The organism is Nocardia sp. CA-107356 (genome assembly GCF_050946365.1).
Taxonomy (GTDB): domain Bacteria; phylum Actinomycetota; class Actinomycetes; order Mycobacteriales; family Mycobacteriaceae; genus Nocardia.
This window is the reverse complement of record NZ_CP191992.1, coordinates 306,903-324,224: the sequence shown is the minus strand read 5'-3', so window position 1 is coordinate 324,224 and position 17,322 is coordinate 306,903. Positions and strand designations below refer to the sequence as shown.

Below are 17,322 nucleotides of genomic sequence, written 5' to 3'. Positions count from 1 at the left end.
CGGCACCTCGCTACGGTCCGGTCTTCGCCTGTCGAGGAGTCCTGATGCCTCGTTCCTGGTTGCGGGCCGGCCGTTGGACCGACCGGTTCGCCACGGCATAGGCAATGACGACCAACGACCACACGAGGGTCAGCGCGACAGTCAATCCGACGGGGTAGTTGCGGTCCAGGACGGTCGGGTTGCTCGGCATGGCGTTGCGACGGTCGAGAACCGGAAGGGCGATCAGGACGAGGGCCACTGAGCAGATGGCGCCGCAGGCGGTGACCGCCCACCAGGTAGGTGGCAGGAGGTGGCGGGCGGTCAGTCCGAAAGCGGCGCAGACCGGGGCGAAGACCGCGTCGTGGAGCAGAATGCCGCCCGCGAACCAGATCGCGACGGAGGCCAGATCGGTTGGGGGCAGCTCGAATAGCGCGCTGATGCCGAACCAGCCGAACCCGAGACCGACGAGAAGCAGCAGTATGCGGGCCGCGGTCATGGCAGAACCTCGATTTCGGACAGCCACTTGGTCTGCAGGACGCCGGGCCGGTTGGGGGCGATGAGGCGGCAGGGGTAGCCATGGTCGAGGTCGAGGGTTTCGCCGTTGATGGTCAGGGCGACCAAAGTGCTCGAATCGACAACATGACGTTGCGGGAGAACGGAACTGCCGTAGATACCGGTCTGCTCCAGGGACCGGAATCGGACATCGCCACCGGGATAAGCCCCAACCGCCGCGAAGAGATCCAGCAGGCGGACGCCGGACCAGTCGGCACCCGCACTCCAGCCTTCGACGCACGCAATGGGCAGGCTGGCCCGAGTCTGCGGCAGGGAGAGCAGTTCGTCTCGGGTGAACTGACGCTTGCGATCACCCACCGTGACCGTCAACCGGTAGCCGGCATCGCGGGCCCGATCACCGACTCCCGCTGCCGCCGCCGATCGGTTGACCGGAACACCCTGCGGCCCATGCCCACTGCGCGGCGCGAGTACGGCGGCCCACCGCAGAAACGGGACGGTCTGTCCTGCGACGGCCAAGCCTGCGGCCACGGCGGCAATTCCCGCGCCGGTCAACACCGCGCGCCGCGAAATATGATTTCGGGGCGCGGTTTCGGTGGTCGGTCCACTCTCGGCCGCAGTCCTGGCCCTGGCCGCGGATTCGGCTCCGATATGGGATACGGTCCCGGCCTTGTGCTCGGCTCCTACCACTGCCCGAGCGACACTCTCGGACCTGACCTGCACCTGAGTCGCGGTCTTTGCCGGCGCCCCGGATTCGGCAGGGGATTGCGTGAACTCGGTCGAAGGTTCGACTTCGGGGTCGGTCAGTGGGCGTTGCAGTGCGTCGCGGATGACGGGCAGTTTGACGGCCACATGGACGGCCAGCGCACCGATGGCGATGTAGGCCATGGCGTAGTGCGCGGTGGGGAAGAAGAATTTCCATGGGTAGTACTGGGCGATATTGATGAGTCCGGTGGACAGTTGGAAGATCACCGCACCGACGAGCACGGCGATGGAACCGCGTTCGAGCATTCGCAATGGCGAGCCGATGATCGGGCGCCGAAACAGTCTGGGGTACACCGCCCACAGCTTCACCAGTAACAACGGGATGGCGGCGACACCCGAGATCACATGGGTACCTTGGGTGACCCGATACAGCCAGACGGGATGGGCGGGCCACCAGAACCAGCTCGGCGGATGCTGGATCCAGTGGCTCAGCAGGCCGGTGACGAAGCATACGAGGATCGCGGCGCCCAAGGCGATCCCCACGCGACTCGCGACCTCGGGGCCACGCGCGGTTGTCATGCCGCCCACCAACTGCTCCTCATGACAATGCCCACCGACTGCTCGATGGATACCCGCCCCAACGCAACCATGCGATATGCCGACCGGACACCTCCACTGCCGCCAACATGCGGAACCCGGCCGCGGTGGCCACATCTTCGGCGTGATCCACCCCCACGCGCGCCCACGGAAACCATTCCCCGACTCGGGTTCTCGTCTCCAGCCGTATCGGATGCGACACCACACCGGTTCCGGGTCGGGCGAATTCGACCACCGCGATGCCGTCGCGGGCGAGCAGTTCACCCGCACGGGTCAGCATGCGCACCGGATCACCACCGATGCCGATATTGCCGTCCGCCAGAATCGCGTAGGACCAGCGGCCCGAGCCGGGTAGCGGCCCGAACAGGTCGCGCTGCAATGCCGGTGCACCCCGAAATCTGGTGGTCGCCACGGCCATCGGCGAGATGTCGACCCCGAGTGCGACGACGCCGCGCCGCAGTAGTGCCGTCACCAGCCGTCCCGGGCCGCATCCCATATCCACCGTCGGACCGTCGCAGCAGCAGGTCAGCGCGGTATCGGCGCGGCGGTCGGCGGCATCGAAACCCAACCAGCGCCGGGTCCGCAGGCGATGGCGCCGTCCGTCGGTATCGCGCACCCAACAGTCCTCGCCCGCCAGCGCCAGATCGAAGATATCCACACCGCTCATCGGGGTGCCAATACGCAGCGGTGCAGTTGCTGAACCAACCGCGCGAACCGACCGTCGGATGCGGCGGCCACCGCCACGGCGTCGGCGAAGGTATCGACATCGTTGTAGTGCGGCAGTTGGCGCACTCGAAGATCGCAGTGCAGCATGGCGTCTCGGGTGAGTTCGCCGGTCCGGTCCGTCGACATGGGCACCTCGACCAGCGTGCGGGCCGCTTGCGGCGTCGGCAGCCCGAGCGCCCACCAGCCGCCGTCGTCGGCAGGGCCGAGTAGCGCATCGCCGCGTAGCACGAGTTCGCGGGCGGCCCAGGTCAGTACGTCCGGGCCGATCTGCGGTGTGTCCATGCCGATCTGCAGCACCGGCAGTCCGTACCGCGCGGCATCGGCGTGGGCATTGGCCAGGCGCTCACCGAAGGATGCGCCGCGCTGCGGGATAACCTCGAAATCAGTGAGCGCCCTGTCTACTTCATCCGCGTACTCAGCGTCGGCAAGCGCACCGGTGAAGGCGACGACATGGTGCGCGACGGGACTGCGCGACATCGATTCCAGCGTGTCCAGTAGCGACACCGCGGCGACTCGGGCCGCGTCGCGCGGCGTAAGCGGCGGTGTCAGACGAGTTTTCGCGAGTCCGGCGATCGGGGCCTTGGCCAGCACGAGCAGTGTCGCGGCAACGGGCGATGGGCGAGAGTGGGTCATCGCAGCACCGCCAGGAAGTCGCGGGTGGCACGCAGGGTGCCGAGCCAGGATCCGGAGACCTTCGAAACGCCGCCTGCCCGCGGCCGATACGCGATATCGCGCTCGACCACGCGCCAGCCCGCATCCGCCGCACCGATCAGCAGTTGCAGTGGATAGCCGGAGCGGCTGTGCAGCGGGCCGAGAGATAGCAGCGCGGCGCGGCGGGCCACCCGCATGGCACCGATATCGTGCACGGGCAGCCCGTATCGGCGGCGCAGCCGCCCGGCGATGACGCGGTTGCCGAGCCGCGCATGCCACGGCCACGCACCCCGGCGTACCGGCTTGCGCCGTCCGACGGCGAGATCGGCACCCGCACGAACCAATTCGACCAACTGTGGCAGCTCGCCCGGATCCATCGATCCGTCACCGTCCAGCACGGCGACCAGATCCGTACTGGCGGAGGCGATTCCGGCCTGCACCGCAGCGCCGTACCCGGGCCGCGCTTCGGATACCACGGCGGCACCGCACCGGCGCGCCACCGCGGCCGTCGCATCGGTCGAGCCATTGTCCACGACCAGCGCATCGAACCCCGCCGGGATGGCGGCGAGCACGGCTGGCAACGCTTCAGCTTCATCTCGGCACGGGATGACCACGGTCACGCCGCCCGGGTTGTGGAGGGTCTCGGTCACGTTTTCGACGCTAGGCCAACCAGACCGAATCGTTGCGGCGAAACTCCTGACGAAACGGTGACGTCAGTGCGCGAAACCGCTCGAGCACCGGCTTTCTCCGCACTGCCGCCCTATCGTGAGTTCGTGCATGACGTGAAGGAGGCCGTGCCGCGCTCGCGCGGCCCGGTATCGAGCGAGTTGATCGGAGCGGGCATCGCCGCCGCGCTCGTGCTGGCAGCGTTCATTGTTCCGCGAATTGCCAGCGAACGGTGGCGCAGCAAGCTCTACGCGGGCGCCGCCCCGCTCTTCGGCGACTGGCTCTCGCACGTCGGCTGGGGTTCGGTACCGGCCATCGCCATCGCGATACTGGTGATCCGGTTCGGTCCCGCGCTGGCCGAGCGGTTGCCCTGGCGACACCTGCTGGTCGTGTCCTGGGTGACCGCCGCGACCTGGGCATTCGCCTTGGCCATGATCGATGGCTGGCAGCGGGGATTCGCGGGTCGGCTCACCACCTCGCACGAGTATTTGCACGAAGTGCCCGGTGTCCGCGATATCCCGGCGATGCTGCGCGGTTTCTCCGGCCGCATCCTGGATTTCCAACCGGATTCGTGGACCACCCACGTCTCTGGGCATCCACCTGGCGCGCTGCTGTTCTTCGTGCTGCTCGATCGCATCGGCTTGGGCGGCGGAGGCTGGGCCGGGCTGGCCTGCCTGCTCATCGGCTCGAGTGCGATTGTCGCTGTCGCCGTCACACTGCGGGCGCTCGACGCCGCGGATCGGGCCCGAAAGGCCTTGCCGTTCTTGACGTTAGCGCCAGCCGCGGTATGGATCGCGGTCTCCGCCGATGCCATATTCGCTGGTGTCGCGGCATGGGCGGTCGCGCTGCTTGCCATCGCCGCCCGGCAGCCGCGAGGCTGGGCGATCGCCGTGGTCTCCGGTGTGCTCTTCGGCCTCGGCAGCTATCTCAGCTACGGCCTCGTGATCATGGCCGTACCCGCCGCCGCGGTGCTGAGCGCGGGTCGGACCGTCCGACCGCTGCTGCTCGCGCTGCTCGGCGCGCTGCTCGTCGCGGCGGCCTTCACCATGGCCGGTTTCTGGTGGCTGGACGGATATCACCTGGTGGTCGAGCGCTACTACCAGGGCATCGCCTCCGAGCGGCCCTACGCGTACTGGGTGTGGGCGAACCTCGCCGCCACCATCTGCGCCGTCGGCCTGGCCACCGCCGCCGGTCTGCCGCGCGCGCTGTCACATCTGCGCAAACCATTCGATCCGACCGCGCTCTTGGTGGCGGCGGGTTTGTGCGCGATATTGGTGGCAGACCTCAGTGGCCTGAGCAAAGCGGAGACCGAGCGCATCTGGCTGCCGTTCGACGTCTGGCTAATGGCCGCGACCGCGTTTCTGCCGCGGTCCACCGTCCGAGTCTGGCTGTTCGTACAGGCGCTCGGCACCCTGGTACTCGCCCATACGATCCTGACGAATTGGTAACCGATGTGCATTCTGATCGCAGACGACGACCCGCTGGTCCGTGATGTGGTGCGGCGCTATCTCGAACGTGACGGCCTGACCGTCGTGGAAACCACGGACGGTCCATCGACCTTGGCGCAGCTCACCGACCCCACCGCGGACCCCGTCGAACTGGCCGTCCTCGATGTCATGATGCCCGCCCCCGACGGCATCGAGATCTGCCGCCTGGTGCGCTCGGGTCCGCGGCCGGATATCCCGATCATCCTGCTCACCGCCCTCGGCGATGAGGACGATCGAGTGCTCGGCCTGGAGGCGGGCGCCGACGACTACGTCACCAAACCGTTCAGCGCCCGCGAGCTCGCGCTGCGGGTCGCCTCGGTGCTGCGGCGTTCGCAGGCGACCCGGCAGCCGGGCACGCAGGTGCTGCGCGACGGTGCCGTCGAGGTTCGGCCGGATTCGCAGTCGGCACTGGTGGACGGCATGCCGGTCGACCTGACCGCGCGCGAATACGATCTGCTCGTCTTCCTGCTGCGCCATCCACACCAGGTGTTCAGCCGAGAGGAACTGCTGGCCAAGGTGTGGGGCTGGGATTTCGGCGACTTGTCCACCGTCACTGTGCATATCAAGCGGCTGCGCGCGAAACTCGGTGATCGGCACCGGATCGAGACGGTGTGGGGGCGGGGCTACATCTGGGGTCGAAATGGAGAATCCAGTGCCTGAAGACACCGTCCAACTGATCGGCTACGCGCTGGCCTGTTCGCTCCCGATCGTCGCCATCGGCGCGGTGATCCTGCGCGCCACCAGCAATCGTTCCCTGACCACCAGCATGGCCGTGCTGGTGTTGATTCCGACGCTGTCCACGCTTGCGGGCATCATCGGGGTCAGCGGGTTGATGTTCACCGACGAGCTGGAGCGCACCGCCGTGGTACTGGCGGTGGTCGCGGCGGTCACCGTGCCCGCCGCCCTGCTGCTCGGGCGGGAACAGGCCCGAAAGACCGTCTGGGAGAAGCAGATCCGCGAACAGGAGCGGATGGCGGAACGCTCGCGCCGCGAACTCGTCGCCTGGGTGAGCCACGACCTGCGGACCCCGCTGGCGGGCATTCGCGCCATGGCCGAGGGGCTTTCGGATGGCGTGCTCACCGGCACCGCCGAGGTGGCCCGCTACGCCGAACAGATCGTGCGCGAGACGGATCGGCTCTCGGTCATGGTCGACGACCTGTTCGAGATGTCGAAGATCAACGCGGGTGCATTGCGATTAGAACTGGAGCCGGTCGATCTGCGTGAACTGATCGATGAAGTGCTCGCCGCCAACCGCCCGAACGCCGAACGTGCCGAAGTCCAGCTTCGCGCCGAACAACCCGACTCCGAAATCGTCGTCGCGGCCAGCGACCGAGCCCTCGGGCGCGTACTGACCAACCTCGTCTCCAATGCCATTGCCCACACACCGCCGGGCGGCCAGGTCGCGATCTCCGCTGGCACCGCCGACGGACAGGCATGGGCGCGGGTCGACGACACCGGACCGGGTATCGCCGAGGCCGACCTGCCGCGAATCTTCGAGGTCGCCTACCGCGGCACCGCCGCGCGCTCCCCCGTCGCCTCCGACGGAGTGTCCTCCGGCAGCGGTATGGGCCTGGCGATCGCCGCCGGGCTGGTCGAAGCCCACCACGGCGATATCACCGCCGAGAACCGAGACCAGGGCTGCCGCTTCGAAGTTCGACTGCCCCTCAGCGGAAACTGAGTCACATCAGCGGCGCACCCGCCCCCGCGACCGCGCGCAGCGGTGCGAAGGCGAATTCGGCAAGGCCGTCGAGCGGATCCACCTGCGCGGTGAATCCCAGAATGCGTTGTGCCTGTTCGGGACTGGCGACAATATGCCGCACATCGCTGGGCCGATAGCATCCGGTGATCACCGGTTCGGGACCACCGCGAGCCGCGGCAAGGGCCGTGGCGACCGCGCCGATGGTGATCGGCCGTCCCGAGGCGATATTGAGCGGCAGGAACCCGGTATGCGGATATTCGACCGCCGCGAGATTTGCCGCCGCGATATCGCTGACATGTACGAAATCCCTGGCCTGTCTGCCGTCTTCGAATACCTGCGGCGATTCTCCGGCCTCCAGCGCGGACCGGAAAATTGCCGCGACACCGGAATACGGTGTATCCCTTGGCATATCGGGGCCATAGACATTGTGATAGCGCAGCGCGGTCACCCCGGAATCGGTCACCGCGGCCCACGCGGCCGCATAGTGCTCCTGCGCCACCTTCGCCGCCGCATAAAGACTGCGCGGCCGCAACGGCGCACTTTCGGGTACCGCCTCCCATGTCAACACCTCATCCGAATCCGGATCCCGATGCTCGAACATCCCATTCTCGAGATCCCCCCGCCGGCGCACCCCGACCTCGACCGACCCCGGCCGCGCTCCCCGATACCGCCCCTCCCCATAAACCACCATCGACGAAGCCGATACCAACCGCCGACACCCCGCCCGATCCATCGCCGCCAACAGCACAGCCGTCCCCAGGTCGTTATGGCTCGCATACGCGGGCGCATCCTGTGCACTGACCCCCGCCCCCACCACCGCAGCCTGATGACACACCACATCGACCCCACGCAATACCGAATCCAACGCATCCGGATCCCGCACATCGACCATGTGCACGTCCTGCGGTACTCGGGCACCGACCCCATGCGCCGCTGCCAACATCACATCGATGGCGACCACCTCATGCCCCGCATCGGCCAACGCCCGATGCACCCGCGACCCGATAAACCCAGCCGCGCCGGTCAATAACACCCGCATATCAACACCGCCCCGAGCGCAGCAGCGATCCCCGACCCACTCCACGGTTTTGCAAGGTCATAAAGCAGATTCTGCTGCCAGCGCCCCGATATTTCGCCCAACCGGGCCGCCACGTCAGACTTTCGTCATGATCATCCGGCCCCGGGCGAATACTCGACCGGACAGCTTCAAGCGCCGCGGGAAAAGTAACGCACCGGGGGCGGAGTTCGGTAGCCGAACGCCTTGATGAAGCGGGCGCCGACGCGGCTTTGGTGGTCTTCCAGCGCCTCGGCGCCGACGGTGTTCATTATTCGGTTGATCACGTTGAAAAGGGTTGCTACCCACATGGCTTCGTCGAAGGCCTCGGCTGTGACGCCCGCTCGGCGAATCTTGTCGGCATCGCCGGGGGTGAGGCCGTCGGGGTCACGGACCATCTTTCCGACGAATTCGAGCATGGCGCGCGCTTCGGGACGAAGGGGTGAGTCGTCGCCATCGGCCAGGGCTTCGTCGACCAGATCGGTGGCGAGATAGGCGCCCGCGATACCGCGGTGGGCGGAGTGGCAGAACGGGCATTCATTGGATTGTGATGCTCGGGTCGCGAATATTTCGCGTTCGGCGACGGTCCAGCAGGACGGCCCGCGCATGGCGTCCTGGATGAGGTCGGATAGTGGGGTGCCGAAGTAACGGTGGCGGTAGCAGAGGACCTTCATAACTGCCGGTACCTCGGTGCGGCCGAACCGCTCCATGCCCGCGAACATGATTCGGGCCGGGCGGTCCTGGCCGGATTCGACTGCATTCAGCCACATTTCAGAGCCCTTCCCAGCAGCGGCGCGCGGCGCGGTAGCGCCGGTCGGCGGCGCCGTAGGCCGCGACGATCGCCGCCTCGAAGATCTCGTCGTCGCTGTGACCGGCTTCGGAGAGCGTCGTGATGTTCTTCTCGGTGATCCGATATGAGCGTTCGGCGACCAGATCGACGAAGGCGGCGAGCTCATCGGGGAGCGTGGCGCCCAGGGCCGTATCGCCCTGACCCGTATCGCCCTGACTCGTATCGCCCTGACTCGTATCGCCCCGACTCGTATCGACCGAGCCATCTTCCATGGCCGAACCATCGACCCGCGCCCGAATCGACCGCCGTACCTCGACCGGCAGCCGACCCGGCGCACTGTCCAGATGCGCGCCGAAGCTATCCCATTTCGAGCCCATAGAGCGCCGTGCCATGGCGTCATTCTTGCCGATCGACGGCACTATCCGCTGGCAAAATGACGATCAGATTCCGGCCTCACCGCCGAAATCCCGGCCCACGAAGTTGGGCCGCAGGTCCGGTTCTGGTTCGTCGTAGTAGCGGTGGAAGGTCGGGGTCAGACCGGATGAGATCGGCGGGTTGACCCAACTCCAGTCCGTCGGGCATTTCCGGCCCGCGGCCTGCTCCCGGTTGACGTGGTCGCAGAACTGTTTGGCGACGGTGTGATGGTCGACGATGTACACCCCCGACTTCCGGTAGCTGTGCAGCACTGCGCGATTCAGTTCTACCAGTGCTCGATCGCGCCACAGTGAGCGTTCGCTCCTGGTGTCCAGGCACATCATTTCGGCGATGAGCGGCAGCATGTTGTAGCGGGTGGTATCGCTGAGATTGCGCGCGCCGATCTCGGCACCCATGTACCAGCCGTTGAACGGCGCGAACGGGTAGGTGATGCCGCCGATTTCCAGGTTCATATTCGAAACCGCGGGCAGTGCGTGCCATTTCAGGCCGAGTCCGGCGAACCAGTCGAACTCCGGATGCTCCAGCTCGACCTCGCGGGCCAACTCGGGCGGGATGTCGAACCAGCGGATCGGCTCGTCCGGCGTGCTGATCAGCACCGGCAGGATGTCGAAGGGGGTGCCCGCGCCGCGCCAGCCGAGTTTCATGGCGAATTCGGTGATCGCGATATTGGCTGGGTCGCCGGTCACCGTCCCGTCACCGTTGCGGTATCCGGCGTAGCGGATGAGTTGTGGGCTGACGATCCGGAATTCGCGGCCATCGGCCTGGCGCGGTGGTCCGACGGTGATCATCGATTGGATGGCGCCGCCGTTGGTCGCCATATGCAGGTGCTGCCAGCAGACCTCGGCGAGGTCGCGGGCCGAGCGCACCCGCCGTGCGTCGAGCAACTTCAGTGATCGCCAGTGTTTTCGCCCGACGCAGCGGGCGTGATTGCGCCACGCGAGCTTGGCGCCGATGAGGATCTCCTCGGCGGTCTGCACGTAGCTGCCGGTTTGTTGGAGCTGTTCCAACGCGGTGCGGCGGCGTTGCGGAGATAAGTGCGCGAGTTCGGGCAATCGGAAGAACTCATCGCATTCACGCATTCGCCTTTTCAGATCGAGACCGAAAGGCTTTGTGTCAGCGGCGCTTTCGAGCGACACGACTGGTAACGCTTGGTTCACGGTACTTCTCCGGTCGGGCATCAGGTACTGCGGCTACACAGACAGGCATTGATCGAGCAGAGAATTCGCGCGCGGAGCGCAGCTGACACCGGCCGCACGGGAGGGCCGCGAGTTAGCTTCCACGTTGCGGGGCCTCCGAAGACGGGAGACCGATCGGTAGGCGGGGCCGAGCAGGCCGACGAGTTGCCGTCCGCGCGCACAGCAGCATGACCTGGCTGCTGATGTTTGCTGTCAACGATCATGCCCGCCCTCATCGACGCCCGAGAAGACCCGTATAGAAGGGTAGGACCGGTGTGCTGGCCGTGTGCCTGAATTCGACGTATTGCCTGTTCGAAATCTGCCGACGCATGCTCGAAACACTGCCCGACACTGGCAACCAATTGCCGATCCGACTGAACCCGACCGACCTGTACGTTGTTGCCGCAGTAGGGTTATCGGTTCGGTTCGTCCAGCAGTGGGGCCGGACGAACTCGGGATCGTCACACGGATCGGAAATCTCGAGCTGGGTGATCTCGGCTACATCGTGGTCGGACTGTTAGCGGCGACGTGGGCGATCGCCGCGGGGGTGTGACCCTTCGCCGGAGTAGAACGCTGCCGGCAGCGTGACCTACCACGGACCAGCGCGCAACAGTGGCGCGGATCACACACTGACCGGCGCGGCCATGGGTGGCGTGCCGTCCGTCGCGTTTCTGGCAGGATGGTCGCCATGCTGTCTCGACGCGAGGTGCGGCGTTGGGTCTCCAGCGCAATCGTGAGCATCGCACTGATTGCCGGTGTGGCCGTATTCGGTGCCCCGCAGGGACTAGCAGCTCCCGGGAACAGCCTCCGACCCAATACCGGATCGGCCGACGGTCCGGATCCCGCGGCGCCGACCGTCCCAGGCGTGACGCAACTCTCGATCGATCACATCGTGCCCATCAACGACCGATGGCTGCGGGTATGGGTGAACTCACCGGCGATGAGCCGCGCCGTCGAGGTGCAGGTACTGCTCCCGCGCGAGCAGAATCACCCGCGGCCCACCGTGTACATGCTCGACGGGCGCAGCGCCGAGGCGGAGAGCAATAACTGGACCGAACTCGGCCACGCGGTCCAGTTCTTCGAGGACAAAGACGTCAATGTGGTGCTGACGGTCGGCGGCCCGGCCAGTTTCTACACCGACTGGAAGCACCCGGATCCGGTGCTCGGCACCAATATGTGGGAAACCTTCCTGACCCGCGAACTTCCGCCGCTCATCGACGCGAAGTTCAACGGCAACGGGCGCAATGCCGTCATGGGCGTCTCGATGGGCGCCGAGGCCGCCATGATGCTGGCCTTCCGGCAGCCGAAGCTGTACACGGCGGTGGCCGGGCACAGTGGCTGCTTCTCCATGGGCACCGATCTCGGACAGGCGCAGGCCCGCGCGGTGGTGGCGACCTATGGCGGCGCGCCGAACAATATGTTCGGCGATCAGCGCGATCCCACCTGGCTCGACCACGACGTGCTGCTGCACGCGGAAGCGTTGCGCGGCAAGGCGATCTATCTGTCGGTAGGCAGCGGTATGCCCGGCCGATACGACACTCCGAACAACCCGGACGTGGTCAGCACCATCGGTTTCGGCGGCCCGCTCGAGGCTGCGACCAATCTCTGCACCCGCAGGCTGGTCGACCGGCTCACCACGCTCGGGATTCCGGTGACCGCCAACTTCCGGGCGACCGGAACCCACTCGTGGCCGTACTGGGCCGACGAGCTGGGCCAATCGTGGCCGACGATCTCGCGAGCGCTCGGCGTGTGACGCTTGTGCGGCTGCTGGGCGGTTCGAGGCTGCTGTATGTCTCGAGGCTGCTGGGCAGTCCGAGAATTCTGGGCGTCTAGCTGATTCCGAAGCGCGCCAGCACATCCGGATCGGTCGCGAACCGCAGGAACTGGTCGTTCTCGTGCGAATCACCGGTGGTCACCCGCACGCCGTCGGTGCTGTACGGCCGCAACAACACACCCGCCTCCGCGCTGACCTCACCGTATTCGGCACTGCGCTCGCCCAGCGGCAGCCACAGGAAGTTCGACTCGCTCGGCGGCACCTGGTAGCCCACCGTGAGCAGCGCGTCGCGCACCCGGTCACGTTCGACGACGAGATTGTCGGTGCGGTCGAGCAGTTCGTGCCGCGCCTCCAGCGAGGCGATCGCGGCGGCCTGCGCGACCCGGTTCACGCTGAACGGGATGTGCACCTTCATCAGCGCCGTGATCACGGCCGGATCGCCGACCGCATAGCCCGCGCGCAATCCGGCCAGACCGTACGCCTTGGAGAAGGTCCGCAGCACAACGACATTGGGCCGATTCCGCCCGAGCTCCACACCATTCGGACGCTGCTCGGGCGTGAGTCGCATGTACTCGAAATACGCCTCGTCCAACACGATCAGCACATGCTCCGGAATCGCGTCCAGGAAACGCACCAGCTCGGCCGCGCCGATCGCGGTGCCGGTCGGATTGTTCGGATTGCAGACGAAGATCAGCTTGGTGCGCTCGGTGACCGCGGCGGCCATCGCATCCAGATCGTGCACATGCCCCGGGGTGAGCGGCACCTGCACGGCGGTCGCATTGCCGACCTGGGTGACGATCGGATACGCCTCGAACGAGCGCCAGGCGAAGAGCACCTCGTCGGTCGGTGCGTCACAGGTGATCTGCACCAACTCCTGACACAGCGCGACACTGCCGCAGCCGACCGCGACGTTCGCCGAAGAGACGCCGAGAAAGTCCGCGATGGCGGCACGCAGTTCGGTGGCCTGATTATCCGGATACCGATTGGCCAATTCGGCGGCCTCGGCAATGGCCTTCGCGGCGGCCGGAAGCGGACCGAAGGTGGTCTCGTTGCTGGCGAGCTTGACCGCGCCGGGATGGTTGCGGCCGGGGACGTACGCCGGGATCGAATCGAGGTCCGGCCGGATGTGCGCTGTCACGCTTCAACCATAGGCCGCGTACCGGAAATTCTCGGCCTCAGGGCCGCTCACGTGCAATTTCTCGCGAAGATCAGCAGATCCACCTACCCTGGTTCCATGTCGGGTATTTACGACGATATTGCGCTACTACGTAGTCGCGACGACATCATTTCCGGTTCGGACTCACATTCATCGACCGACGATCCACGCCGGACCGCCAACGTTCAGGTGCCCATCACCGTGGCGGAGCCGGAGGGCAACGCGCGCGGCGGCATCGTGGTGCTGCACGAAGCCCGGGAGTTCACCGGGCCATTGCTGGAACTCATGAAATCCCTGGCGACCGAGGGCTGGACGGTCGTCGCGCCCAACCTGTTCCATCGCGTGAACGGCGAACCCGCAGACGAAGTATTCGGCGACGAACTCTTCGACGACTTCGACGCCTGCTTCGACTGGCTCACCCGCCGCGGCGTCTTCCCCGACTGCATCGGCGTACTCGGCTTCGATCACGCCGGCACCGCGGCCTTCCTCGTCGCGACCAACCGCCCGGTCGGGGCCGCGGTCAGTGTCGCCGCATCCGGCATCATCGAACCGCTCACCGACCAAGCCGATGCCCTCATCCGCGCGGCCCCGAACCTGCAGGCGCCCTGGCTCGGCCTCTTCGGCTCCGACGATCCGGACACCCCGCCCAGCCAGGTCGACCAACTCCGCGATGCCACCGCCCGCGCGGCAGTCGCCAGCCTCGTCGTGACCTATCCCGGCCTGCACCACCGTGCCGACCGATCCGGCCCCGACGAAGACTACGAACACAGCGATTCCCAGAGCCGGATCTTCGACTGGTTCGATAGCAATCTTCGGTGATTACCTGGCGTTTTGCGATCTGGACGGTGGCTGCTGTAACCTTCGTGATCGGCGGTTCGAAAGGACCGGTGCCCTCGAAGAGAAGGCTCCAGGAGGCGTGCCAGAGCGGCCGAATGGGACTCACTGCTAATGAGTTGTCCCTTCACGGGGACCGGAGGTTCAAATCCTCTCGCCTCCGCCACACCCCGGTTCGCCGGGTCTATATAACTGAACACAGGCATGCGCCCGTAGCTCAACGGATAGAGCATCTGACTACGGATCAGAAGGTTAGGGGTTCGAATCCCTTCGGGCGCACTTTTATTTACACATGGGTGCCCATCGCCCTGGAGGCTGTGTGACCCTCAGCTGGCATGGATGACAGCCTCGGCCCACACCTGGGAGCAATACCTCGACCTCGATGAGGCCATCCGGCGCGACCTAGAGATCGTTGACGGTTTCATCGTGCCTCGTGAGCAGCGGAGCCGGGAACACCAGAAGGTCGGTACGCGGTTATCCCTCGCTCTGGAGGGCGCTGCGGTAGCCGAGATGCGTACCGGCAACGACTCCTGCTACGAGACCAACACCGAAGTGGATGTGTTGCTCTGGGAGGTTCCACCCACCGCGCGCAAGCCAGATGTGGTGCTGCACAGATATATACCCGGGTGCGAGCAACTCGCGGCCGAGCACTGTGTGATCGTCGCCGAAGTGCTGTCCACCTGGTCGGTCCGTCGAGATCGTGTCCACAAGATGAGCGACTACGGTGACGCAGGCATTCCGCACTACTGGCTCATCAGCGTCGACAAGGTCAGAGCTTTAACCATCGAGCGCTACGCGCTGTCCGGCCGCAAAGGCCGTTACACCCATATCGGCACCACCCACCGGGACATGGGGCCGGTGGCCGTCTCCCTCACCGATCCGTTTCCGCTCGAGATCCTGTGGCAAGATCTCGAAGTCGCACCGTCGGTGGTTTGATTCTTGCTGGGAATACCCCACGAAAACTGTTGCGGAGACGGAGGGATTTGAACCCCCGGTCGCTCTCGCGACGCTCGCTTTCAAGGCGAGTGCATTCGGCCGCTCTGCCACGTCTCCAGATCCACGAGAGTACCTGCCGCGCTGAAGCTCTTGGCGATCGGTAGGGCGTCGTGAGGTCAGTCGGCGTTGCCGTCGATCGTTCGGTCGACTCGAGTGAAGACGTCGCCGACGATCTCGAGCTGTTGCGGGTCGATCAGATCGATGAAGTTGCGGTGGACGGCCTCGACGTGGCCGGGGGCGGCGGCCTCCAAGCGGCGCATGCCCTCGTCGGTGAGTTCGGCGAGTACGCCGCGGCCGTCCTCGAGGCAGGTGTTGCGCCGCACCATCCGCTGCGACTCCAGGCGGCGGATCTGGTGGGTGAGCCGACTGCGGGAGGACAGCACGCCGTCGGCCAGTTCACTCATGCGCAGTGAGCGGTCGGGGGCCTCGGACAGTAGGACGAGAATTCGGTATTCGGCGAGGGTGAGATCGGAATCGCGTTGCAGCTGACGGTTGAGCGCCGTCGCCAAGCGCTGGTTGCCGTCCATGTATGCCCGCCAGGCACGTTGCTGTGACGATGAGAGCCATCTCGGCTCGACGGACGCGTCACTGCTTGGTTCGGGTTGCACGTGTTCCATTCTAAACCCGTCTGAACTGGGGAAACGCCTGCCCTGAATCACCTGGACGCGCGATCGAACAAACCCGCCGAACCTGCAGACTCCGGCGATCCGCGCAGTCGCCTGATCCGGCACGCGACGCGCTGACCAAGCGAACCGACACACAATCGAACAAACTCGGCAAGCCTGCACCTCGCCGAATCCGGCACATGTCGCACAGACCGAGCGAACCGATACGCAATCGTCCTGGCTCGGGGGCCAGCGACGGAGCAGTCCGATACCCGATGTCGCGACTCAGCGCATTGTCGCGATCAGCGAGCGGTCCAGCCCGGCCGGGTTCGCGCAGCCGGACAACCCCATTGCGGCATCGAAGTCCGCGAGCAACAGCCGCAGCGCGTGCCGCACCCCCGCGCGACCGGCGATGCCGAGACCGTACGCCCACGGTCGCCCGTACAGCACCGCCTTCGCGCCGAGTGCCAGCGCGATGAGCACATCCGAGCCGGTGCGGATCCCGGAGTCGAACAGCACGTCCGCGCGATCGCCGACGGTGGCGACCACGGCGGGTAGAGCGTCGAGCGCGGCGATGGCGCCGTCCACCTGACGGCCGCCGTGATTGCTGACCACCACAGCGTCGGCGCCCGCGTCCACCACCTGGCGGGCGTCGTCCGGGTGCAGGATGCCCTTCACCGCAATCGGCAGATCGGTCCATTCCCGCAGGCGGGCGAGGTCCGCGGGGCGCAGCGCGTGGTTGCCGAACAGGCCGGTCCAGGTGAGGATCGCGGCCCGCATCGCGTCCTCGCTCTGCTGCGGCGGTGTCGACAGCTTCGCGAGGAACACCGGATCCGACAAATAGTTGGCCATGCCCTTGCCGTGCAGGAACGGCAGATGCGCCAGCTCCAGATCGCGCGGCCGCCAGCCGAGGCTCGGGGTGTCGACGGTGACGACGATCGCCGTCGCGCCCGCTCGCTCGGCGCGTTCGACGAAGGATCTGGCCAGTTCGTCGTCGGCGGGCCAGTACAGCTGATACCACCAGTCACCGGCCGCGGCACCGACGTCCTCGATGGTGGACGAGGACGCCGTGGACAGTACGGTGCCGATGCCGAGTTCCTTGGTGACCTCCGCGACGATCACCTCGCCGTCTTTGTGCAGCAGTTCCAGCACACCGACCGGTGCGGTCAGTACCGGCGCGGCCAGCCGCGTCCCGAGCACCTCCACCGATAGATCGCGGGCACCAGGGCCCGAGGTGCCGCGCAGCATTCGCGGCACGATCCGATACCGGTCGAACGCGGCCCGATTGGCCGCCGCCGTCCGCTCCGCCGACGCACTCCCCGCGACATAGGCGAAGGCGTCCGCATCGACAACTTCGCGCGCCCGCTCTTCCAAACCCGCGGCCGTCACCGGCAGTTCGGGCACCGTCCCACCCAGCCCGCCCAGGTAGATCTCGTTCTGGAAGTCGACGAAGCTGCTCACGCCGGGAACGCTAGTCCCCCAC

General features: G+C 66.4%; 18 protein-coding genes and 3 tRNA genes. 8 read left to right on the top strand and 13 right to left on the bottom strand.

All coding sequences use genetic code 11. The annotated features are described in order from the left end of the window. Positions 1–10: 10 nt before the first annotated feature. Genes ACQP1G_RS01475 through ACQP1G_RS01455 form a run of 5 tightly spaced genes read right to left on the bottom strand, consistent with a single transcriptional unit; the run spans position 11 to position 3,818 of the window. The gene (locus ACQP1G_RS01475) at positions 11–475 is read right to left on the bottom strand and encodes a hypothetical protein (RefSeq protein ID WP_433197604.1); all 465 of its coding nucleotides are present in this window, start codon (positions 473–475) and stop codon (positions 11–13) included. Beyond that, complete coding sequence (locus tag ACQP1G_RS01470; RefSeq protein ID WP_433197602.1) at positions 472–1,773, bottom strand: molybdopterin-dependent oxidoreductase; 1,302 nt, start codon at positions 1,771–1,773, stop codon at positions 472–474. The genes ACQP1G_RS01475 and ACQP1G_RS01470 overlap by 4 nt, the downstream gene beginning before the upstream one ends. A 19-nt stretch (positions 1,774–1,792) precedes the next feature. Beyond that, a complete protein-coding gene (locus tag ACQP1G_RS01465; protein WP_433197600.1) occupies positions 1,793–2,458 on the bottom strand; it encodes an SAM-dependent methyltransferase in 666 nt (221 codons plus the stop codon). After that, a complete protein-coding gene (locus ACQP1G_RS01460; RefSeq protein WP_433197598.1) occupies positions 2,455–3,150 on the bottom strand; it encodes a TIGR04282 family arsenosugar biosynthesis glycosyltransferase in 696 nt (231 codons plus the stop codon). The genes ACQP1G_RS01465 and ACQP1G_RS01460 overlap by 4 nt, the downstream gene beginning before the upstream one ends. Beyond that, complete coding sequence (locus ACQP1G_RS01455) at positions 3,147–3,818, bottom strand: glycosyltransferase family 2 protein (RefSeq protein WP_433197596.1); 672 nt, start codon at positions 3,816–3,818, stop codon at positions 3,147–3,149. Before ACQP1G_RS01455 ends, ACQP1G_RS01460 begins: the two co-directional genes overlap by 4 nt. A gap of 123 nt (positions 3,819–3,941) precedes the next feature. Between ACQP1G_RS01455 and ACQP1G_RS01450 the strand changes: the two genes are divergently transcribed. From ACQP1G_RS01450 to ACQP1G_RS01440, 3 genes are read left to right on the top strand one after another with little or no spacing between them, the layout of a single operon-like run. Next, complete coding sequence (locus ACQP1G_RS01450) at positions 3,942–5,282, top strand: hypothetical protein (RefSeq protein WP_433197594.1); 1,341 nt, start codon at positions 3,942–3,944, stop codon at positions 5,280–5,282. 3 nt (positions 5,283–5,285) lie between these two features. Next, entirely contained in the window at positions 5,286–5,981 is a 696-nt protein-coding gene (locus ACQP1G_RS01445; protein WP_433197592.1) for a response regulator transcription factor, read from the top strand. Continuing rightward, positions 5,974–6,999: a sensor histidine kinase gene (locus tag ACQP1G_RS01440; RefSeq protein ID WP_433197590.1), complete on the top strand. Its 1,026-nt coding sequence runs from the start codon at positions 5,974–5,976 to the stop codon at positions 6,997–6,999. The genes ACQP1G_RS01445 and ACQP1G_RS01440 overlap by 8 nt, the downstream gene beginning before the upstream one ends. Position 7,000: 1 nt before the next feature. Here ACQP1G_RS01440 and ACQP1G_RS01435 read toward each other — a convergent pair whose 3' ends face one another. The 4 genes from ACQP1G_RS01435 to ACQP1G_RS01420 form a co-directional block, all read right to left on the bottom strand. Continuing rightward, on the bottom strand, positions 7,001–8,059 hold the full coding sequence (locus tag ACQP1G_RS01435; protein ID WP_433197588.1) for an NAD-dependent epimerase/dehydratase family protein: 1,059 nt from the start codon (positions 8,057–8,059) through the stop codon (positions 7,001–7,003). A 167-nt stretch (positions 8,060–8,226) separates the two neighbouring features. Then, positions 8,227–8,844: a carboxymuconolactone decarboxylase family protein gene (locus tag ACQP1G_RS01430; protein WP_433197586.1), complete on the bottom strand. Its 618-nt coding sequence runs from the start codon at positions 8,842–8,844 to the stop codon at positions 8,227–8,229. A gap of 1 nt (position 8,845) precedes the next feature. Further along, positions 8,846–9,256: a hypothetical protein gene (locus ACQP1G_RS01425; RefSeq protein WP_433197584.1), complete on the bottom strand. Its 411-nt coding sequence runs from the start codon at positions 9,254–9,256 to the stop codon at positions 8,846–8,848. 48 nt (positions 9,257–9,304) lie between these two features. Next, positions 9,305–10,378, bottom strand: coding sequence for a nitric oxide synthase oxygenase (locus ACQP1G_RS01420; RefSeq protein ID WP_433197582.1), 1,074 nt, complete (start codon positions 10,376–10,378; stop codon positions 9,305–9,307). 784 nt (positions 10,379–11,162) lie between these two features. Here ACQP1G_RS01420 and ACQP1G_RS01415 point away from each other — a divergent pair. After that, positions 11,163–12,227, top strand: coding sequence for an alpha/beta hydrolase (locus ACQP1G_RS01415; protein ID WP_433197580.1), 1,065 nt, complete (start codon positions 11,163–11,165; stop codon positions 12,225–12,227). A 76-nt stretch (positions 12,228–12,303) separates the two neighbouring features. Here ACQP1G_RS01415 and hisC read toward each other — a convergent pair whose 3' ends face one another. Continuing rightward, a complete protein-coding gene (gene hisC, locus ACQP1G_RS01410) occupies positions 12,304–13,386 on the bottom strand; it encodes a histidinol-phosphate transaminase (RefSeq protein ID WP_433197578.1) in 1,083 nt (360 codons plus the stop codon). Between the two features lie 96 nt (positions 13,387–13,482). On the opposite strand from hisC, the gene ACQP1G_RS01405 reads away from it, so the two are divergent. From ACQP1G_RS01405 to ACQP1G_RS01390, 4 genes are all read left to right on the top strand, one after another. Continuing rightward, entirely contained in the window at positions 13,483–14,223 is a 741-nt protein-coding gene (locus ACQP1G_RS01405) for a dienelactone hydrolase family protein (RefSeq protein ID WP_433197576.1), read from the top strand. Positions 14,224–14,314: 91 nt separating this feature from the next. Further along, positions 14,315–14,404 (top strand) — tRNA-Ser (locus ACQP1G_RS01400). A 40-nt stretch (positions 14,405–14,444) separates the two neighbouring features. Next, positions 14,445–14,517 (top strand) — tRNA-Arg (locus tag ACQP1G_RS01395). Positions 14,518–14,577: 60 nt separating this feature from the next. After that, the gene (locus ACQP1G_RS01390) at positions 14,578–15,174 is read left to right on the top strand and encodes a Uma2 family endonuclease (RefSeq protein WP_433197574.1); all 597 of its coding nucleotides are present in this window, start codon (positions 14,578–14,580) and stop codon (positions 15,172–15,174) included. A gap of 32 nt (positions 15,175–15,206) precedes the next feature. Here the strand turns inward: ACQP1G_RS01390 and ACQP1G_RS01385 are convergent. The 3 genes from ACQP1G_RS01385 to ACQP1G_RS01375 form a co-directional block, all read right to left on the bottom strand. Beyond that, positions 15,207–15,291 (bottom strand) — tRNA-Ser (locus ACQP1G_RS01385). Positions 15,292–15,350: 59 nt separating this feature from the next. Beyond that, positions 15,351–15,851 carry a MarR family winged helix-turn-helix transcriptional regulator gene (locus tag ACQP1G_RS01380; RefSeq protein WP_433197572.1) on the bottom strand — a complete coding sequence of 167 codons (501 nt, stop codon included), beginning with the start codon at positions 15,849–15,851 and terminating at the stop codon, positions 15,351–15,353. A 273-nt stretch (positions 15,852–16,124) separates the two neighbouring features. Further along, complete coding sequence (locus tag ACQP1G_RS01375; RefSeq protein WP_433197570.1) at positions 16,125–17,300, bottom strand: lactate 2-monooxygenase; 1,176 nt, start codon at positions 17,298–17,300, stop codon at positions 16,125–16,127. Positions 17,301–17,322: the final 22 nt, after the last annotated feature.

Bases quoted from the DNA above. Each gene is read 5' to 3' on its own strand.
- ACQP1G_RS01475 (WP_433197604.1), bottom strand. From the start codon at position 475: ATGACCGCGGCCCGCATACTGCTGCTTCTCGTCGGTCTCGGGTTCGGC.
- ACQP1G_RS01470 (WP_433197602.1), bottom strand. From the start codon at position 1,773: ATGACAACCGCGCGTGGCCCCGAGGTCGCGAGTCGCGTGGGGATCGCC.
- ACQP1G_RS01465 (WP_433197600.1), bottom strand. From the start codon at position 2,458: ATGAGCGGTGTGGATATCTTCGATCTGGCGCTGGCGGGCGAGGACTGT.
- ACQP1G_RS01460 (WP_433197598.1), bottom strand. From the start codon at position 3,150: ATGACCCACTCTCGCCCATCGCCCGTTGCCGCGACACTGCTCGTGCTG.
- ACQP1G_RS01445 (WP_433197592.1), top strand. From the start codon at position 5,286: ATGTGCATTCTGATCGCAGACGACGACCCGCTGGTCCGTGATGTGGTG.
- ACQP1G_RS01435 (WP_433197588.1), bottom strand. From the start codon at position 8,059: ATGCGGGTGTTATTGACCGGCGCGGCTGGGTTTATCGGGTCGCGGGTG.
- ACQP1G_RS01430 (WP_433197586.1), bottom strand. From the start codon at position 8,844: ATGTGGCTGAATGCAGTCGAATCCGGCCAGGACCGCCCGGCCCGAATC.
- ACQP1G_RS01425 (WP_433197584.1), bottom strand. From the start codon at position 9,256: ATGGCACGGCGCTCTATGGGCTCGAAATGGGATAGCTTCGGCGCGCAT.
- ACQP1G_RS01420 (WP_433197582.1), bottom strand. From the start codon at position 10,378: ATGCGTGAATGCGATGAGTTCTTCCGATTGCCCGAACTCGCGCACTTA.
- ACQP1G_RS01415 (WP_433197580.1), top strand. From the start codon at position 11,163: ATGCTGTCTCGACGCGAGGTGCGGCGTTGGGTCTCCAGCGCAATCGTG.
- ACQP1G_RS01405 (WP_433197576.1), top strand. From the start codon at position 13,483: ATGTCGGGTATTTACGACGATATTGCGCTACTACGTAGTCGCGACGAC.
- ACQP1G_RS01390 (WP_433197574.1), top strand. From the start codon at position 14,578: ATGACAGCCTCGGCCCACACCTGGGAGCAATACCTCGACCTCGATGAG.
- ACQP1G_RS01380 (WP_433197572.1), bottom strand. From the start codon at position 15,851: ATGGAACACGTGCAACCCGAACCAAGCAGTGACGCGTCCGTCGAGCCG.